Source organism: Pantoea osteomyelitidis (genome assembly GCF_044342975.1).
In the GTDB taxonomy this organism is placed as follows: domain Bacteria; phylum Pseudomonadota; class Gammaproteobacteria; order Enterobacterales; family Enterobacteriaceae; genus Pantoea; species Pantoea osteomyelitidis.
This window is the reverse complement of the sequence record NZ_JBGFSN010000004.1, coordinates 1267263-1284000: the sequence shown is the minus strand read 5'-3', so window position 1 is coordinate 1284000 and position 16738 is coordinate 1267263. Positions and strand designations below refer to the sequence as shown.

Below are 16738 nucleotides of genomic sequence, written 5' to 3'. Positions count from 1 at the left end.
TTTTTATGCGTTTTTTCCGGCCTGATGCAGTTGCAGCCAGGCGGGAAAATCTTCAATCGGCATCGGGCGCGCATAGAAGTAGCCCTGCAAATGATCCACACCGCGCTCGCATAAATACTCCGCCTGCTCGGCGGTCTCCACGCCTTCTGCCACCAGGCCGATGTTGAGCCGTTGCGCCAGTGAAATCACCATATCTGTTACCGTGGCGTTAATCGCATCGGTGCCGATCGCCGCGGTGAATATCTTGTCGATTTTAAGCACGTCCGGCTGTAAGTCTTTGAGATAAGAGAGCGAGCTATGCCCGGTGCCGAAATCGTCAATCGCCAGGCGCACGCCAATATCGTGCAGTTGCGCAACTACAGTCTGATCGATAATCGGCAGCGCATCGCGTTCTGTCAGTTCAACCACCAGTCCGGGCTGGGGGTTGGCCGGCCACCAGATACGTTGCAGATCTTCCACGATGGCCCGATCGTGAAAATGGCTGGCCGCCACGTTAATGGCGATATGAAACGAAGCGCTGTGCGGCAGGCTGGGCAGCTGCTGAACCGCTTTGGTAATCACAAAGCGCGTCAGCGGCGCAATCAGGTTCTGGCGCTCTGCCAGCGGAATAAACACGTCGGGCGAAATCCAGCCCTGACGCGGATTATGCCAGCGCAGCAGCAGCTCAATGCCGTCGCACAACCCGCTTTTGGCGTTGATTAACGGCTGACAATAAACCATGAATTCATTCGCGCTGATGCCATAGCTGATCTGCCAGGAGAGGCTCATGCGGTTAGCGGTGGCCAGCCAGACGATGTAGCCCATCAGCAGGCTCAACAGCACCGCCAGCGGCAGCTGCGACGGCAGGGTAGATAACGCCAGCCGGGCCGGTGAAGGACCATACAGCGTAATGGTAAAGGGATAGCGTAACGAAGCCTGATTGTAGCTCACCTCATCTTCCGAAGGGTGCGTCGGTTCAATCATGGGATTGCCGTATTCCAGGCTTTCGCCGCCAACGTTAAAAATGGCGCGCTCAACCCAGGGCAGCTGCGGCTCGAGCAGGTAATTGCTCATCAGCTCGATATTGATCACTTGCAGAATGCCGGAGCGGTTATCAAGGCTTTTCGGCGTCCAGAGCAGCAGTACGGGCGAGCCTTTCAGCAGAAAATTATCCGTGGTCAGCATCATGCGCTGATTATAAACCGCCAGCTCCGGGAAGTTCTGACTAAAGGGGATCGCGCGCTTGCCATAAATGCTCGAGCAATAAAGAGTATCCTCATCGATCAGCAAAATAGCGCGCACCGTTTGCAGCGCGGAAATTTTCTCGATCAGCGGAAAGCGAATTTCCTGACAGGGTAATCCCACCAGGCCGAGCATGTTGTTCGCGGAGACGTCCAGCGGAGAGAACATGCGATCGAAGCGCTGAATGGCATTGTCCGCAAAATCAAGGGACTGCTGCTCAATGCGTGACTTTTCTTCTATAAAACGAAAGGCGAGGGTGAGAATTAAAACCAGTGCGGCAATCACCAACGCAATCAGCAAACGCTTACGGCGAAACTGTCCAACAAATTGCTGGGCCATTTGCATCAGTAACCACCTTCCAGGAACAAATATAAGAGCCAACTTAACGGGTTTGTTATCGGCATCACACGAGCCAGGTTTAGCGGTGCTTGAGAAAAAAAGCGGTTCTGATAACCGCGCGGCGGGGCTAAGCCGCGCGAGAAATTACTCTACCCATTTCGGGGCAATGGGGATAGAGCTGGATGCGCTTTTCGCTCTGATTGAACGAAAATCAGACAGGGGACAGGGTGCGTTCGGTGACCTTGTCACTAATCGCACTGGACTTTGATAGCCAGCCCGCCGCGTGAGGTTTCGCGGTATTTGGCGTTCATATCCTTGCCAGTTTCATACATGGTTTCGATCACTTTATCCAGTGATACACGCGGTTGGCTGGTACGACGCAGCGCCATGCGCGCGGAGTTAATCGCTTTCACTGAGGCGATGGCGTTACGCTCAATACAGGGCACCTGTACCTGACCAGCAACCGGATCGCAGGTCAAACCGAGGTTATGCTCCATACCGATTTCGGCCGCCACGCAAACCTGTTCCGGGCTGCCGCCCAACAGCTCGGCGAGACCCGCCGCCGCCATCGAACAGGCGACGCCCACTTCCCCCTGACAGCCCACCTCCGCGCCGGAAATGGAGGCGTTCATTTTATACAGCACGCCAATGGCTCCGCAGGCGAGGAAATAGCGGATAAAGATATCGGGCGTCACCTTTTCGATAAAGTGATCGTAATAGGCGAGCACCGCCGGAACGATACCGCAGGCGCCGTTGGTCGGCGCAGTCACCACGCGTCCGCCTGCGGCATTCTCTTCGTTCACCGCCAGGGCAAACATGTTAACCCAATCGATAACGTCCATCGGATCGTTTGAGTGTCTGGAATTGGAAACCAGCAGGCGACGCAGCGATGCCGCGCGTCGCGGCACACGCAGCGGGCCGGGCAGCACTCCTTCGGTATTCAGACCGCGATCGATGCAGGCCAGCATGGTCTGCCAGACATGGCCGAAATAATCTTCGATCTCCTGACGGGAATGCAGCGCCAGCTCGTTTTTCATCACCAGCCCGGAGAGGGACAAACCGGTTTCATGGCAGTGAGCCAGCAGCGCTTTAGCGGAATGGAAAGGCCAGGGCACGCTGACTTCATCCAGCGTGGACTGACCGAAATGTTCTTCATCTACAATAAAGCCGCCGCCGATAGAGTAGTAGGTTTTGCTCAGTACCAGCCGATCGTCGGCCCAGGCGGAGAGGCGCATACCGTTTTCATGCAAAGAGAGGTTTTCGCTGCGGAACACCATACCGCCTTCACGCGGAAAATCGACCTCCTGCGCGCCGTTGGCGATCCACAGGCGCTGGCGCTGCTCAACATCTTTGATAAAGGCGGGAATGGCATCAATCTCAACCGTGTCAGGCGATGCGCCTGACAGACCCATAATAATGGCGATATCGGTGTGGTGACCTTTGCCGGTCAGGGAGAGCGAACCGTAAACATCGACCGTAATACGCGTAACGTCCTGCACTTTTCCCTGTTCAGTCAGCATGTCAACAAACTGCTTGCCCGCTTTCATGGGGCCAACAGTATGGGAGCTCGATGGACCGATACCCACTTTGAACATGTCAAAAACGCTAATCACAGTGATACTCCTTAACAGTATTATTTTTGTAGCTGCCGCTGGCGCGGTAATGGCGCTAATAGTAAACGGACACACCGGGAAAAAATGGCTTTTTCACATGAAAAAAACTAATTCTTACAGGCAGAATTTATCATGCTGCCATGATTTTAAATGGGATGGAGACGGCAGAGATGAAAAGCCGCCACTCAGTAGCGGGAGCCGTTACGCTAGAGGAGGCGTTAACTTTTCTCTCAGCTTGAGGAGATTTGATGACCGAGCGCCCGAATGATACCTGCCGTCATGCCCCAGACAAAGTAATCCTGATACCAGGATAACCATACCTGATGCGTGAGGCCGCGTCGGTGTACATTGAGCGGCGAATAGCGGCTAAGGCGTAACGCTTCGGCCAGCGGCATTTCAAAGGCGCTTTCCACTTCATCAGGATTAAGACGCAGCGGCAGATCAGGCGGAATAATGCCGATCACCGGCGTTACCTGAAAGCCGGTGCTGCTGGTAACGGCAGGCAGGGTGCCGATAATGCGCACCTGCTGCGCGCAGATCCCTACCTCCTCCTCCGCCTCACGCAGCGCGGTAGCGATAAGGGAGCTGTCTTCCGCATCCTGCATCCCGCCGGGAAAAGCCACCTGTCCCGCATGCTTGCGCAGATGCGCTGAGCGACGCGTCAGCAGCAGTCCGGGTATGTCGCGATCCACCAGCGGCACCAGCACGGCGGCACGACGCCCGGCGGGTAAAGCAGGCGCGTCAGCGGCCGGAATTTGCAGCACAAAGCGGTTGAGAAAGTGATTTAACGTCAGGGAGTGTGTCGTCACGTCAGGCTCCGGAAAGGCAGGGCAGAATTCGGTTTATTTTATGCAAGGTTTCCTGATATTCCGCATCGACATCGCTGTCCGCTACCAGACCGCCGCCAGCGGCACAGTATATCTGTTGATTCTCGGCAATCAGCGTGCGGATGGCGATGCTGGTATCCATACGGCCGCACAGACTGAGATAGCCAATGCTGCCGCACCAGGCATTGCGGCGATGCGGCTCCAGCTCCTCAATAATCTCCATCGCACGAATCTTCGGCGCGCCGGTTATCGAACCGCCGGGGAAACAGGCGCGCAGCAGATCGGTGGCCTGTAACCCCGCCTGTAAACGGGCGTGTACTGTGCTCACCAGATGATGCACGGCGGGAAAAGGCTCTACCACAAAGAGTTCCGGCACCGAGACCGAGCCTGGCGCGGCAACGCGGCCAATATCGTTGCGCAGCAGATCGACAATCATCAGGTTTTCCGCGCGATCTTTTGGCGACAAGGCGAGCTTTTGCGCCTGCTGGCGATCGGCTTGCGCATCGTCGAGACGCGGCAGCGTGCCTTTAATCGGTCGGGTTTCGATCGCGCCATCTTCCAGCTTCAAAAAACGCTCCGGGGAAATACTGAGAATAGCGCTGTCGGGGAGGCGTAAGAAAGCGCTGAATGGCGCCCGGTTTGCCGCATTCAGCAAACAGAAAGCCTGCCACTCGTCGCCCTGATAGCTGGCCTGAAAACGCTGGGCCAGATTTACCTGGTAACAATCGCCTGCCTGAATATAGGCCTGTACGGCGGCAAAGCGCGCTGCGTACGCGCCATAACTGAGATTGGATCGCCATTCGGTAATTAGGCTGAATGGCAACGACTGAGGTTGCGGCCTGCTCTCAAGCCAGGCGAGTCGCTGTTGGACATCGGTTAATGCCACCAGCGTCAGCCGCTTGAGATGGTGATCGGCAATCAGCGCCCAGTCATAAATGCCCACCGCCATATCGGGCGTGGAGAGTTCGGCTTTTGCCAGGGCAGGCAGATTTTCGAAGCGGCGGCCCAGATCATAGCCAAACAGCCCCAGCGCGCCGCCCTGAAAAGGCAAATCGGCATTGCTTTCAGGCACCGCGCCCATTTCAGCACAATATTGCTGCACAAGCGCGAGTGGATCCGCCGGGGAGCAGGTGACAACGTCACCTTTTTTGATTTCTGTTTCACCGCCACGGGTAATCAGCATAACGCGAGGATCGGCCGTCAGAATATCGAAACGATTATCAATATGTTCGGCGCTGCCAGAAGAGAGCAGCATCGCCCAGGGCAGATGGGCAAGGCGGGAAAAACGCTGCATCAGCGCATTCGGGGTATAAGCTAAGCTAACAGTTTCAGGGGTCATGAAGAGAGCAAAACAAGAAAGTCAGGGGTGCCAGCCTGCCATAATTTTTTGTTACTGGCACCTGTTTGTTCCCCGTGAAATAATAGCGCTTCGCCATTTCAGGAGTGACATATGTTTACAGGTTTACCGGCACTTTCTCATGAACAGCAGCAGCAGGCCGTAGAGCGTATCCAGGAACTGATGGCGGCGGGCATGTCCAGCGGCCAGGCCATCGCGCAGGTTGCGCAGGAGATCCGCCAGAACCATCAGGGCGAGCAGATTCGGGCACGCTTTGAAGACGACGACGAATAGCGCGCCCGCAGGGATCAGATCGCCGCGATGATTTTGATCTCAACCTTGTACTTCGGGTTCATCAGCCCGGCCTGAACCGTGCAACGTACCGGGGCGTTGTCTGGTGAGACCCAGGCGTCCCAGGCGCGATTCATGGCGGGAAAGTCTGCTTTATCCACCAGAAAAATTGTGGCATCCAGAATTTTGCTCTTGTCCGATCCCACACGCGTTAACAACGCATCAATAACCGCCAGCGCATTGGCGGTTTGCGCTTCCGCATCCTCATCGAGATTTTCCGGCACGCTGGTGTAGTAAACCGTATTGTTATGGATTACTGCTTCAGACATACGGTGTTCAGGATCGATTCGTGTAATAGTCATCTGTTTCTCCTTAAGCGACATGCGCGTTAGCCTGGCACAACTGCGACCGGGCTGTCATCTGTTGTGGAATACTGACATAATTACAGTGTTTTTGCCGGGTTAAGAGAGGAAGTGTGGCTGACGATTTTGCAACAGATGGCGCGCTGGCGCAGGCTATTTCAGGCTTCAGACCGCGCGCAGCGCAGCAGGAGATGGCCGAGGCGGTAGCGACGGCGGTGAAAGAAGGTGGGGAGCTGGTGGTAGAAGCCGGAACCGGCACGGGCAAAACCTATGCCTATCTCGCGCCGGCACTACGCGCCGGAAAAAAAGTGATTATTTCGACCGGCTCGAAAGCCTTGCAGGATCAGCTCTACAATCGCGATTTGCCGACCATCGCAGGCGCCCTGAAGTTTACCGGCAAAACGGCGCTGCTGAAGGGTCGCTCTAACTATCTCTGCCTTGAACGCCTTGAACAGCAAACCATGGCGGGCGGCGAGCTGAACCACCAGGCGCTGGGCGATCTGGTCACCTTACGCGGCTGGTCGTCAGAAACCATTGATGGCGATATCAGCAGTTGCGGCGGCGTGGCGGAAGACAGCCCCATTTGGCCGATGGTCACCAGCACCAATGATAACTGCCTCGGCAGTGATTGCCCGCTCTATAAAGAGTGCTTTGTGGTCAAGGCACGCAAGCGGGCGATGGATGCCGATGTGGTAGTGGTCAACCATCACCTGTTTCTGGCCGATCTGGTGGTGAAAGAGAGCGGTTTTGGCGAGCTGATACCGGAAGCCGAAGTGATGATCTTCGACGAAGCCCATCAGATTCCCGATATCGCCAGCCAGTACTTTGGTCAGCAGCTCTCCAGCCGTCAGCTTCAGGATCTGGCAAAAGATATTATTATCGCCTACCGCACCGAGGTGCGTGACGCTCAGCAGCTGCAAAAATCGGCGGATCGTCTGGCGCAGTGCGCGCAGGATTTCCGTCTGTCGCTGGGCGAACCCGGTTTTCGCGGCAATCTGCGCGAATTGCTGAGCGATGCAAATATCCTGCGCATGCTGACGTTACTGGATGATGCGCTGGAGCTTTGTTACGACGTTATCAAACTCTCCCTGGGGCGTTCAGCTCTGCTGGATGCGGCCTTTGAGCGCGCGGCGCTCTATCGGGGCCGTCTTAAGCGCCTGCGGGCGATTAACGAACCAGGCTACAGCTACTGGTATGAATGTAGCTCGCGCCATTTCACGCTTGCCCTGACGCCCCTGTCGGTAGCCGAACGTTTTCGCGAGGTGATGGATAACCGCAAGGCCGCATGGATTTTCACTTCCGCCACCCTGGCGGTGAACGAGCAGATGGGCCATTTTGCCGATCGGCTGGGCGTCAGTCAGGCGAAGAGCCTGATCCTGAGCAGTCCTTTTGATTATGCCCGGCAGGCATTGCTCTGTGTGCCGCGCAATCTGCCGGAGCCGAACCGGCCCGGCGGCGCGCGCCAGCTTGCGCGCATGATGAAACCCCTGATCGATGCCAATAAAGGACGCTGTTTCTTTCTCTGTACCTCGCATTTGATGATGCGCGAGCTGGCGGCGGAATTTCGCGCCTCAATGACGCTGCCGGTGCTGGTACAGGGCGAAACCAGCAAAGGTCAGCTGCTGAAGCAGTTTATCGAGGCGGGGAACGCGTTGCTGGTCGCCACCAGCAGCTTCTGGGAGGGGGTCGACGTGCGCGGCGACGCGCTCTCGCTGGTGATTATCGATAAGCTGCCCTTTACCTCGCCGGAAGATCCCCTGCTGAAAGCGCGCATGGAAGATTGTCGTCTGCGCGGCGGCGATCCCTTTAGCGACGTTCAGCTGCCGGATGCGGTGATTACCCTGAAGCAGGGCGTCGGCCGCCTTATTCGTGACGTTGAGGATCGCGGCGTGCTGGTGATTTGCGACCAGCGGCTGGTTTCGCGGCCTTACGGCGCGCTTTTTCTTAACAGCCTGCCGCCAACCCCGCGCACACGCGATTTAGCCCGCGCGGTGCAATTTGTCCGGGCGGAGGAGGTTCAGTAATTTGTGGCAGGCTATGTTAAGATGCGCGCCATTTCGGATTACCCTGAGGTTGTTATGTCTGCCCGAATTTTAGCGCTGGACACGGCGACGGAAGCCTGTTCCGTGGCATTAATCAGCGATGGTCATATTGATGCCCGCTTTGAAATCGCTCCCCGCGATCACACCCAACGTATTTTGCCTCTGATCAACGAGTTGCTGCAGGCGCGGCAGCTCAAGCTCCTCTCGCTCGACGCGCTGGCCTTTGGCCGCGGTCCCGGCAGTTTTACCGGCGTACGTATTGGCATCGGTATTGCGCAGGGACTGGCGCTGGGCGCGGCGCTGCCGATGATTGGCGTTTCAACGCTGGCCACTATGGCGCAGGGCGCCTGGCGCACCACGGGCGCAACGCGCGTGCTGGCGGCGATCGATGCGCGTATGGGTGAAGTTTACTGGGCGGAATACCAGCGCGACGCTGAAGGCAACTGGCAAGGCGACACCACAGAAAGCGTACTCAAACCGGAAGCGGCGCTGGAGCGATTACAGAGCCTGAGCGGCGAGTGGACCACGGTCGGAACCGGCTGGCAGGCTTATCCACAGCTGCAACAGGGACATTCCGTTACCCTTAGCGCCAGTGATATTTCCTTGCCGACGGCAGAGGATATGTTGCCTCTGGCGTTGCAGGCGTGGCAGGCGGGCAAAACGGTGACGGCGGAGCATGCGGAGCCGGTTTATCTGCGGAATGAAGTGGCCTGGAAAAAATTGCCGGGACGCTGAGTCAGGCGCAACTAATCGCTGTGCATTCAGTCTAACAGGAAAAAAGGAGTAATTATGCCAAACCCTATTATCGGAATCTCTGGCTTCCTGTTAGCGGCCACGCTGCTGCTCAGCGGCTGCGTTTCCGTGCCGACGACGCTGCAAGGGACTTCCCCGCTTCCACAGCAAGATTTATTACGCGTGATGAATGCGCCGCAGCTTTATGTCGGCCAGGAGTCGCGCTTCGGTGGGAAAGTCGTCAAGGTGGCCAACCTTAACGGCTTAACGCGTGTGGAGATCGCCACGCAGCCGCTGGACGACGGCGCGCGACCCCGGCTGGGCGCCGCCTCGGTGGGACGCATCTATGCCGACATCCACGGTTTTGTTGATCCCATCGATCTCAACAACCAGTATGTCACGGTGCTGGGCACCATTAAGGGCAGTGAAAAAGGCGAGATCGGTCAGGCCAGCTACAACTTTATTGTGGTGGATGTGAAAGGCTATCAGCGCTGGCATCTGGTGAAACAGGTGATGACGCCGCCGCAGCCGATCGATCCCTGGATCTGGTATGGTCCTTCGCGTCACCGCCCCGGCTACTGGGGGCCAAACCCTTACTGGGGAATGTATAACTCCGGCCCGGCACAGGTCGAAACGATTTTGACAGAATAGCGTTTCAGCCAGGGCAGAATGGCAATTTTCGGCCCGGTCGTGGCATACGCGACCGGGCCATTTTATTCATGCAGTAACGAAGCGTAAAATTTAGTGATGGGCTTCGCAACCTGAACAGGCTGAACCGGGCATACTGGTACAATCAGTTAAAATATTGTTAATACTCGATTCAGCAGAGGCGGCGATGGCAATACAACATAAATCCCGGAGTGAATCCTTGAATAAGGTTTGGCTGAAACGCTATCCGGCAGATGTCCCTGCCGAAATTGATGCGAACCGTTATACCTCTCTGATCGATCTGTTTGAACAGGCTGTTGCGCGCTACGCCGATAAACCGGCGTTTGAAAATATGGGACAGCAACTGACCTATCGTCAGCTTGATTCGCAAAGCCGGGCGTTTGCTGCTTATCTGCAACAGGGGCTGAAGCTTAAGAAAGGGGATCGCGTTGCGCTGATGATGCCTAATCTGCTGCAATATCCGGTGGCCCTGTTTGGTGTGTTGCGTGCCGGTATGGTGGTGGTGAATGTGAATCCTCTCTATACCCCACGCGAGCTGAAACATCAGCTGAACGACAGCGGAGCCTGCGCCATCGTCATCGTCTCAAACTTCGCCCACACGCTGGAAAAAGTGGTGGCGGAAACGGCGGTAAAACAGGTGATCCTGACGCGTATGGGTGATCAGCTGACGCCGGTTAAAGCCACGCTGGTCAACTTTGTCGTCAAATATGTCAAAAGGCTGGTGCCTAAATACGATTTGCCAGGGGCGATCGCCTTTCGCAGCGTTTTACAGCAGGGCGAACTGATGGCGTATCAACGCCCTGATATCCTGAATGACGATCTGGCTTTCCTGCAATATACCGGCGGCACCACCGGCGTAGCGAAAGGAGCCATGTTAACGCACCGCAATATGCAGGCGAATCTGGAACAGACCAAAGCGACCTACGGCTCTCTGCTGCGCGATGGCAAAGAGTGTGTAGTCACAGCGCTGCCGCTTTATCATATTTTTGCCCTGACGGTAAACGGACTGCTGTTTCTGGAGCTGGGCGGCCATAACCTGCTGATTACCAATCCGCGCGACATTCCCGGCTTCGTCAAGGCGCTCAACAAATTCCCCTTTACGGCGCTTACCGGCGTGAACACTCTGTTTAACGCGCTGCTGAATGAACCACAGTTCCACAAGCTCGATTTTTCTACCCTGCGTTTGTCCGCGGGCGGCGGCATGGCGGTACAGAAAGCGGTAGCGGAGCGTTGGGAGAAACTCACCGGCCACTATTTACTGGAGGGCTACGGCCTGACGGAGTGTTCCCCGCTGGTCTCTGTTAACCCCTATAACATTACCAGCCATACTGGCAGCATCGGCCTGCCGGTACCTTCTACCGATATCCGCATTGTGGATGAACAGGGCAACGACGTGCAGGAGGGCGAGCCGGGTGAGCTCTGTATTCGCGGCCCGCAGGTGATGTCCGGCTACTGGCAGCGGCCCATAGAGACGGAGGAGGTGTTGAAAAATGGCTGGCTCCATAGCGGTGATATTGTTACCGTTGATCAGGAAGGCTTTATCCGCATTGTCGATCGCAAAAAAGATATGATTCTGGTCTCCGGCTTCAACGTCTATCCGAACGAGATCGAAGATGTGTTGATGCAGCATCCTAAAGTGCGCGAAGCGGCCGCCATTGGCGTGCCGAGCGACCTTTCCGGCGAGGCGGTAAAAGTCTGCGTGGTGAAGAAAGATCACACGCTGACCAAAGAGGAGCTGCTTGATCACTGCCGCCGACAGCTGACCGGCTATAAAGTGCCAAAAATCATTGAGTTTCGCGATGAGTTGCCCAAGACAAACGTGGGTAAAATTTTACGCCGCGAACTGCGCGATGAAGCAAAAGCCGCAATACGCTGAGCGCGCGTGGCAAAATGGGTTGAACGCCGGTACCGACCGGCGTTTTTATTGTTTTCAACATGGAGCACTGCGCGGAGTTTGCCGCGGTGAAAATATCTGAACGTGAATTATTCCCTGATCGACGATAACCACCAACTGGCCAGCGTATGCCAGGCGGCACGCCAACATGACGCCGTTGCGCTGGATACCGAATTTGTTCGCACCCGCACATATTATCCGCAGCTCGGCCTGATCCAGCTGTATGACGGCGAACAGCTGGTATTGATCGATCCGCTGCAAATCACCGACTGGTCGCCTTTTATCGAGCTGCTGACCGACACTGGCGTGACGAAATTTCTGCATGCCGGCGGGGAAGATTTGGAAGTTTTCCTGCACCGCTTTAAAGTGCTGCCGCAGCCAATGATCGACACGCAAATCCTGGCGGCCTTTGCGGGCCAGCCGCTCTCCTGGGGTTTTGCCGCGATGGTGGCGCATTTCACCCAGGTGCAGCTGGATAAAAGTGAATCCCGCACCGACTGGCTGGCGCGTCCCTTAACGGAACGCCAGTGCGACTATGCCGCAGCGGACGTGGCTTATCTGCTGCCGATCGCCCGTCAACTTATGACGCAGGCGGAAGAGGCGGGCAACCTGGCCGCCGCCCTGAGCGAGTGCGACACGCTCTGCCAGCGCCGGCTCGATATTCTGCAGCCGATCGATGCCTGGCGCGACATTACCAATGCCTGGCAGCTGCGCTCACGCCAGCTGGCCGCGCTGCAGCGCCTCGCCGCCTGGCGTTTAAACCTGGCGCGGGAAAAAGATATGGCGGTGAATTTCGTCGTGCGCGAGGAAAACTTGTGGAAAGTGGCGCGTTTCCTGCCTGGTTCGCTGGGGGAGCTTGATCACCTTGGGCTTTCAGGTCATGAGATCCGCTTTCACGGCAAAACTCTGCTGGCGCTGGTCGCCGAGGCGCAGGCGCAGGAAGAAGAGAGCCTGCCCGCACCGCTGAGTAATTTAATTGACCATCCGCAATACAAGCAAATGTTCAAAGCGATCAAGGCGCTGGTTCAGCAGGTGAGTGAACAGTCGGGATACAGTCAGGAACTGCTTGCTTCGCGTCGACAAATCAATCAGGTATTGAACGGGTACTGGGAACTTAAACCGCAGGCGCGGATGCCGGAACTACTGACAGGCTGGCGCGGCGACTTGCTGAAAGCGGGCATTGACAAAATAGTCTCAGGCCAGTAACCCGCGGCCAGCTTCCCCTGCCGCAACGCAGGGGATTGTCAGGAAAAACAGGGCGTCATTTGGTCACTTCTTCTGTTTCCGGCAGCGTCACGTTCAGCTCCAGAATCGAAATATCATCACCTTTCTGATCGAGCTGAACGGTGACCATATCAGGGTCAATTTTGACGTATTTACAGATCACTTCCAAAATGTCGCGCTTGAGCTGCGGAAGATAGTGAGGCTCATTGTCCCCCCTTCTGCGTTCTGCCACGATAATCTGAAGCCTTTCCTTGGCTATATTGGCAGTGTTCTTCTTCCGGGATAAAAAGAAATCGAGTAATGCCATGGTTTATCCCCCGAACAGGCGTTTCAGGAAACCCTTCTTCTCTTCTTCAATAAAGCGGAAGGGACGTTCTTCGCCGAGCAAGCGGTCTACGGTGTCAGCATAGGCTTTACCCGCATCAGATGTTGTGTCCAGGATCACCGGTTCGCCCTGGTTAGAGGCGCGCAGGACCGATTGATCTTCAGGAATCACGCCAACCAGCGGAATACGCAAAATTTCCAGTACGTCTTCCATACTCAGCATGTCGCCACGGTTGACGCGGCCTGGGTTATAACGGGTGAGCAACAGATGCTCTTTTACCGGCTCGGCGCTGGTTTCAGCGCGGCGGGATTTGGAGGCGATAATACCGAGAATACGGTCAGAGTCGCGCACCGAAGAAACTTCCGGGTTGGTAGTAATAATCGCTTCGTCGGCAAAATAGAGCGCCATCAGCGCGCCGGTTTCGATGCCTGCCGGGGAATCGCAAACCACAAAATCAAAGTCCATCGCGGTGAGATCGTTTAGCACTTTTTCTACGCCTTCACGCGTCAGGGCGTCTTTATCACGCGTCTGGGATGCGGGCAAAATGTAAAGCTGCTCGGTGCGTTTATCTTTAATAAGTGCCTGATTCAGCGTGGCATCACCCTGAATCACGTTGACAAAGTCATATACCACGCGGCGTTCGCAGCCCATGATCAGATCGAGGTTACGCAGGCCGATGTCAAAATCGATAACGACGGTTTTTTTGCCTTTTTGCGCTAAACCGGTGGCAATGGCCGCGCTTGACGTGGTCTTGCCAACGCCCCCCTTACCTGATGTAACTACAATGATGCGTGCCATAAATATTGATTTCCTTAACGAAAGAAAAGGGGCCTAAATTAATGTCTGGATGGTAAGCGCGCCCTCTTTAAGGCACAGGCGCGCGGCTTTACCGAAAAATTCCGCCGGTATCTGATCCATGATCCAGTATTCACCGGCGATCGAAACCAACTCTGCGGCGAGGTTGGTACAGAAAATCTGGCAGTCGCGGTCGCCGCCAGCGCCCGCTAGCGCGCGACCACGCATCATGCCGTAAACATGAATATTGCCGTCGGCCACCAGTTCGGCGCCGGCGCTGACGCTGCTGGTGACGATTAAATCGGCGTTACGGGCGTAGATCTGCTGCCCGGAGCGTACCGGCGTGGTGATGATACGCGTTCTGGCGGCCGGTTCCGGCACTGGTGCCGCTTCGACCGGCGCGGGCTCATCGCTGCGTTTTTTCGCTTCTTTGCCTTCAGAGAGCACCGGCAAGCCCGCCTTGACGATCATCCGCTTCAGGTTCTCGTCCTTGCAGCCGCTAACGCCCACAATACGCAGCCCGGTTGACGCCACCGCCTGCTGCAACTGCTTCCAGTTAACATTGCCGCTCAGTCCGGCCACGTTTAACACTACCGGGGCGTTTTTCAAAAAATCGGGCGCCTGGTCGATTTTGTCCTGAAGTGCCTGACGAATCACCTCGGGCTGCGAATGATGCAGATGAACTACAGACAGGGTAAAACTGCTGCCTTTGAATTCGATTGGCGTTTGCGACATCGTCCTGACTCAGTCCTGTTATCTTTACCGTCTGATAAGCGCTGATAAAATCGCCATTTAAGCCAGAACGGTGAATATTCGAAGTACTGCAAGCATGTTATAGTTACTGCTATATTCAGGCAAGGGACCACCCCGGTTAATTCGAGTAAAAAATATGTTTTGTGTGATCTACAGAAGTCCACTCCGTGACCAGACTTATCTCTACGTTGAAAAAAAGGACGATTTCTCCCGCGTGCCCGAGGAATTGCTGAAGGGTTTCGGTAAGCCTCAGTTAGCAATGGTGTTATCGCTGACGCAGCGTGAGAAGCTGGCTGGCGCCGATATCAATAAAGTGAAGCAGGCGTTAAGTGAAACGGGTTTTTATTTACAGCTTCCGCCACCGCCGGAAAGTCTGCTCAAGATTCATTTGGAATCAGGTAAAAAAGTTTAATTCGGATTCATCTGTAAATATTATCTGCGCTGGCTGTTAAACGCAGGATGAAATATTTGGCGCATCGCGTTAACTGAATATAAGGCGCTTGGGATGAAGCATTCAGCATTGAGTATCATCTTTATTTCGTTGCTGTTATCGGGCTGCGCCGCAAAAACCAACCACGCGCACGCCTCCGCCCCGGCGATCACCAAACCTGCGCCTTTAGCGGACGCGACACGACTTTCCGCCCAGGGGCGCGATCCGGCTGAATTTCCCGCTTATATTGAAATGCTCAAGGCGGAAGCGCATGCGCAAGGCGTGCCGGAAGCGGTTATCAATGACGCTTTTGCCAACGTTCACTTCGTCGATCATGTTATCCGTGCCGATCGTAACCAGCCGGAAGCGAAGGTGACGCTTGATGATTATCTGACACGGGTGCTGACTGCAAAACGCATCGCTCAGGGCAAAATGATGCTGGTGCAATACCGGCCGCAGCTGCAAGCGGTAAGCGAGCGTTATGGCGTTGCGCCACAATATATCGTGGCGCTGTGGGGCATGGAGAGCCAGTACGGTGCCATTCAAGGCAAAGAGGATATCGTCTCGGCGCTGGCGACGCTGGCGTTTGAAGGGCGGCGTGAGGCGTTTTTCAAAAAAGAGCTGTTCGCCGCGCTGCAGATGATTCAACGAGGCGCCATTGATGCGGGCAGCATGAAAGGCTCCTGGGCCGGCGCGATGGGGCAAAATCAGTTTATGCCGGGTTCCTATCTGCACTATGGCGCGGATGGCGACGGAGATGGCCGCATCGATATCTGGAACAATCCTGACGACGTTTTCGCCTCTACGGCGCATTACCTGGCGCGTGAGGGCTGGCGCGCGCAGCAAAGCTGGGGCAGTGAGGTCACGCTGCCTGAAAGATTCGATCCCGCGCTGAGCGGCACGAAAAAGGCACAGGGGAAAACCATCGCCTGGTGGCGGCAGCGGGGCGTAATCATGCAAGACGCCACGCCGTTGCTAACGCAAACCGCCTGGATTGTGCTGCCGGATGATGCTAAGGGACGGGCTTTTATGGTTTATGACAATTTCCGCACACTCATGCGCTGGAATCGATCTTATTATTTCGCTATCAGCGTCGGCATGCTCGCCGACGCTATCGCAAAATAAAGCGCCAGCTTATCTGGCGTCACACTCAACTGAAAGCAGGGGAACAGCATGTATCAGCATCGTAACTGGCAGGGCGCTCTGTTGGACTATCCGGTCAGCAAGGTGGTTTGCGTTGGCAGCAACTATGCAAAGCACATCAAGGAGATGGGCAGTCAGACGCCGACCGAACCCGTTGTCTTTATCAAGCCGGAAACGGCGCTGTGCGATCTGCGCCAGCCGCTGTCGATACCTTCCGCCTTTGGTGAAGTGCACCACGAAGTTGAGCTGGCGGTGCTGATTGGCGCCACGCTGAAGCAGGCCAGCGAAGAGCATGTGGCGAAAGCAATTGCTGGCTATGGCGTGGCGCTGGACCTGACGCTGCGCGACATGCAGTCCGGACTGAAAAAAGCGGGACAGCCGTGGGAGAAATCGAAAGGCTTTGATAATTCCTGTCCGCTTTCCGGCTTTATTCCCGCGGGCGAATTCAGCGGCGATCCGCAAAATGTGGAGCTGAAACTGTTGGTAAACGGCGAAGTGCGTCAGCAGGGTTCGACGTCAGATATGATCCATAAAATTCTGCCGCTTATCGCCTATATGAGCCAGTTTTTCACTCTGCGCGCCGGTGACGTGGTGCTGACCGGTACGCCGGAAGGCGTCGGCCCGATGCGTTCCGGCGATACGCTGGAACTTTCCCTGGCAGGACACGGCGTCAGCACGCGCGTGCTCTAAAGCTTGCATCGACGCACCTGAGGCTTTATAAGGTGCGCTTTGATTTGAATGC

At 55.8% G+C, this 16738-nt stretch carries 17 protein-coding genes; 9 read left to right on the top strand and 8 right to left on the bottom strand.

What is annotated here, in order from left to right:
• Positions 1 to 3: 3 nt before the first annotated feature.
• From ABU178_RS11165 to pabB, 4 genes are all read right to left on the bottom strand, one after another.
• Positions 4 to 1566, bottom strand: coding sequence for an EAL domain-containing protein (locus ABU178_RS11165; protein ID WP_397214784.1), 1563 nt, complete (start codon positions 1564 to 1566; stop codon positions 4 to 6).
• A 242-nt stretch (positions 1567 to 1808) separates the two neighbouring features.
• Positions 1809 to 3173 carry an L-serine ammonia-lyase gene (locus ABU178_RS11160; RefSeq protein WP_397214782.1) on the bottom strand — a complete coding sequence of 455 codons (1365 nt, stop codon included), beginning with the start codon at positions 3171 to 3173 and terminating at the stop codon, positions 1809 to 1811.
• A gap of 230 nt (positions 3174 to 3403) precedes the next feature.
• Positions 3404 to 3982 (bottom strand): CoA pyrophosphatase, encoded by a 579-nt coding sequence (locus ABU178_RS11155; RefSeq protein ID WP_397214781.1) that lies wholly within the window; start codon positions 3980 to 3982, stop codon positions 3404 to 3406.
• Position 3983: 1 nt separating this feature from the next.
• Positions 3984 to 5339 carry an aminodeoxychorismate synthase component 1 gene (gene pabB / locus ABU178_RS11150; protein ID WP_397214779.1) on the bottom strand — a complete coding sequence of 452 codons (1356 nt, stop codon included), beginning with the start codon at positions 5337 to 5339 and terminating at the stop codon, positions 3984 to 3986.
• Between the two features lie 111 nt (positions 5340 to 5450).
• Here pabB and ABU178_RS11145 point away from each other — a divergent pair, with 111 nt between their 5' ends.
• Complete coding sequence (locus ABU178_RS11145; RefSeq protein ID WP_397214777.1) at positions 5451 to 5630, top strand: YoaH family protein; 180 nt, start codon at positions 5451 to 5453, stop codon at positions 5628 to 5630.
• Positions 5631 to 5644: 14 nt separating this feature from the next.
• Here ABU178_RS11145 and ABU178_RS11140 read toward each other — a convergent pair whose 3' ends face one another.
• Entirely contained in the window at positions 5645 to 5989 is a 345-nt protein-coding gene (locus tag ABU178_RS11140) for a RidA family protein (RefSeq protein ID WP_397214775.1), read from the bottom strand.
• 113 nt (positions 5990 to 6102) lie between these two features.
• Between ABU178_RS11140 and ABU178_RS11135 the strand changes: the two genes are divergently transcribed.
• The 5 genes from ABU178_RS11135 (at position 6103) to rnd (ending at position 12532) form a co-directional block, all read left to right on the top strand.
• A complete protein-coding gene (locus ABU178_RS11135; RefSeq protein WP_397214773.1) occupies positions 6103 to 8013 on the top strand; it encodes an ATP-dependent DNA helicase in 1911 nt (636 codons plus the stop codon).
• 54 nt (positions 8014 to 8067) lie between these two features.
• Positions 8068 to 8766 carry a tRNA (adenosine(37)-N6)-threonylcarbamoyltransferase complex dimerization subunit type 1 TsaB gene (gene tsaB, locus ABU178_RS11130; protein ID WP_397214771.1) on the top strand — a complete coding sequence of 233 codons (699 nt, stop codon included), beginning with the start codon at positions 8068 to 8070 and terminating at the stop codon, positions 8764 to 8766.
• Between the two features lie 54 nt (positions 8767 to 8820).
• Positions 8821 to 9414 (top strand): Slp family lipoprotein, encoded by a 594-nt coding sequence (locus ABU178_RS11125; RefSeq protein ID WP_397214770.1) that lies wholly within the window; start codon positions 8821 to 8823, stop codon positions 9412 to 9414.
• A gap of 217 nt (positions 9415 to 9631) precedes the next feature.
• Positions 9632 to 11308, top strand: a complete 1677-nt coding sequence (fadD, locus tag ABU178_RS11120) for a long-chain-fatty-acid--CoA ligase FadD (RefSeq protein WP_397214768.1) — start codon at positions 9632 to 9634, stop codon at positions 11306 to 11308.
• A 102-nt stretch (positions 11309 to 11410) separates the two neighbouring features.
• Positions 11411 to 12532 (top strand): ribonuclease D, encoded by a 1122-nt coding sequence (gene rnd, locus ABU178_RS11115; protein WP_397214766.1) that lies wholly within the window; start codon positions 11411 to 11413, stop codon positions 12530 to 12532.
• Between the two features lie 55 nt (positions 12533 to 12587).
• On the opposite strand, the gene minE is transcribed toward rnd, so the two are convergent.
• From minE to minC, 3 genes are read right to left on the bottom strand one after another with little or no spacing between them, the layout of a single operon-like run.
• Complete coding sequence (minE, locus tag ABU178_RS11110) at positions 12588 to 12857, bottom strand: cell division topological specificity factor MinE (protein WP_130835189.1); 270 nt, start codon at positions 12855 to 12857, stop codon at positions 12588 to 12590.
• Positions 12858 to 12860: 3 nt separating this feature from the next.
• Positions 12861 to 13673, bottom strand: coding sequence for a septum site-determining protein MinD (gene minD / locus ABU178_RS11105; RefSeq protein WP_397214764.1), 813 nt, complete (start codon positions 13671 to 13673; stop codon positions 12861 to 12863).
• Positions 13674 to 13706: 33 nt separating this feature from the next.
• Positions 13707 to 14405, bottom strand: coding sequence for a septum site-determining protein MinC (gene minC / locus ABU178_RS11100; RefSeq protein WP_397214762.1), 699 nt, complete (start codon positions 14403 to 14405; stop codon positions 13707 to 13709).
• A 154-nt stretch (positions 14406 to 14559) separates the two neighbouring features.
• Between minC and ABU178_RS11095 the strand changes: the two genes are divergently transcribed.
• The 3 genes from ABU178_RS11095 (at position 14560) to ABU178_RS11085 (ending at position 16686) form a co-directional block, all read left to right on the top strand.
• Positions 14560 to 14835, top strand: coding sequence for a YcgL domain-containing protein (locus tag ABU178_RS11095; RefSeq protein WP_397214760.1), 276 nt, complete (start codon positions 14560 to 14562; stop codon positions 14833 to 14835).
• 93 nt (positions 14836 to 14928) lie between these two features.
• On the top strand, positions 14929 to 15978 hold the full coding sequence (locus ABU178_RS11090; RefSeq protein WP_397214758.1) for a lytic transglycosylase domain-containing protein: 1050 nt from the start codon (positions 14929 to 14931) through the stop codon (positions 15976 to 15978).
• Between the two features lie 48 nt (positions 15979 to 16026).
• On the top strand, positions 16027 to 16686 hold the full coding sequence (locus ABU178_RS11085) for a fumarylacetoacetate hydrolase family protein (protein WP_397214757.1): 660 nt from the start codon (positions 16027 to 16029) through the stop codon (positions 16684 to 16686).
• Positions 16687 to 16738: the final 52 nt, after the last annotated feature.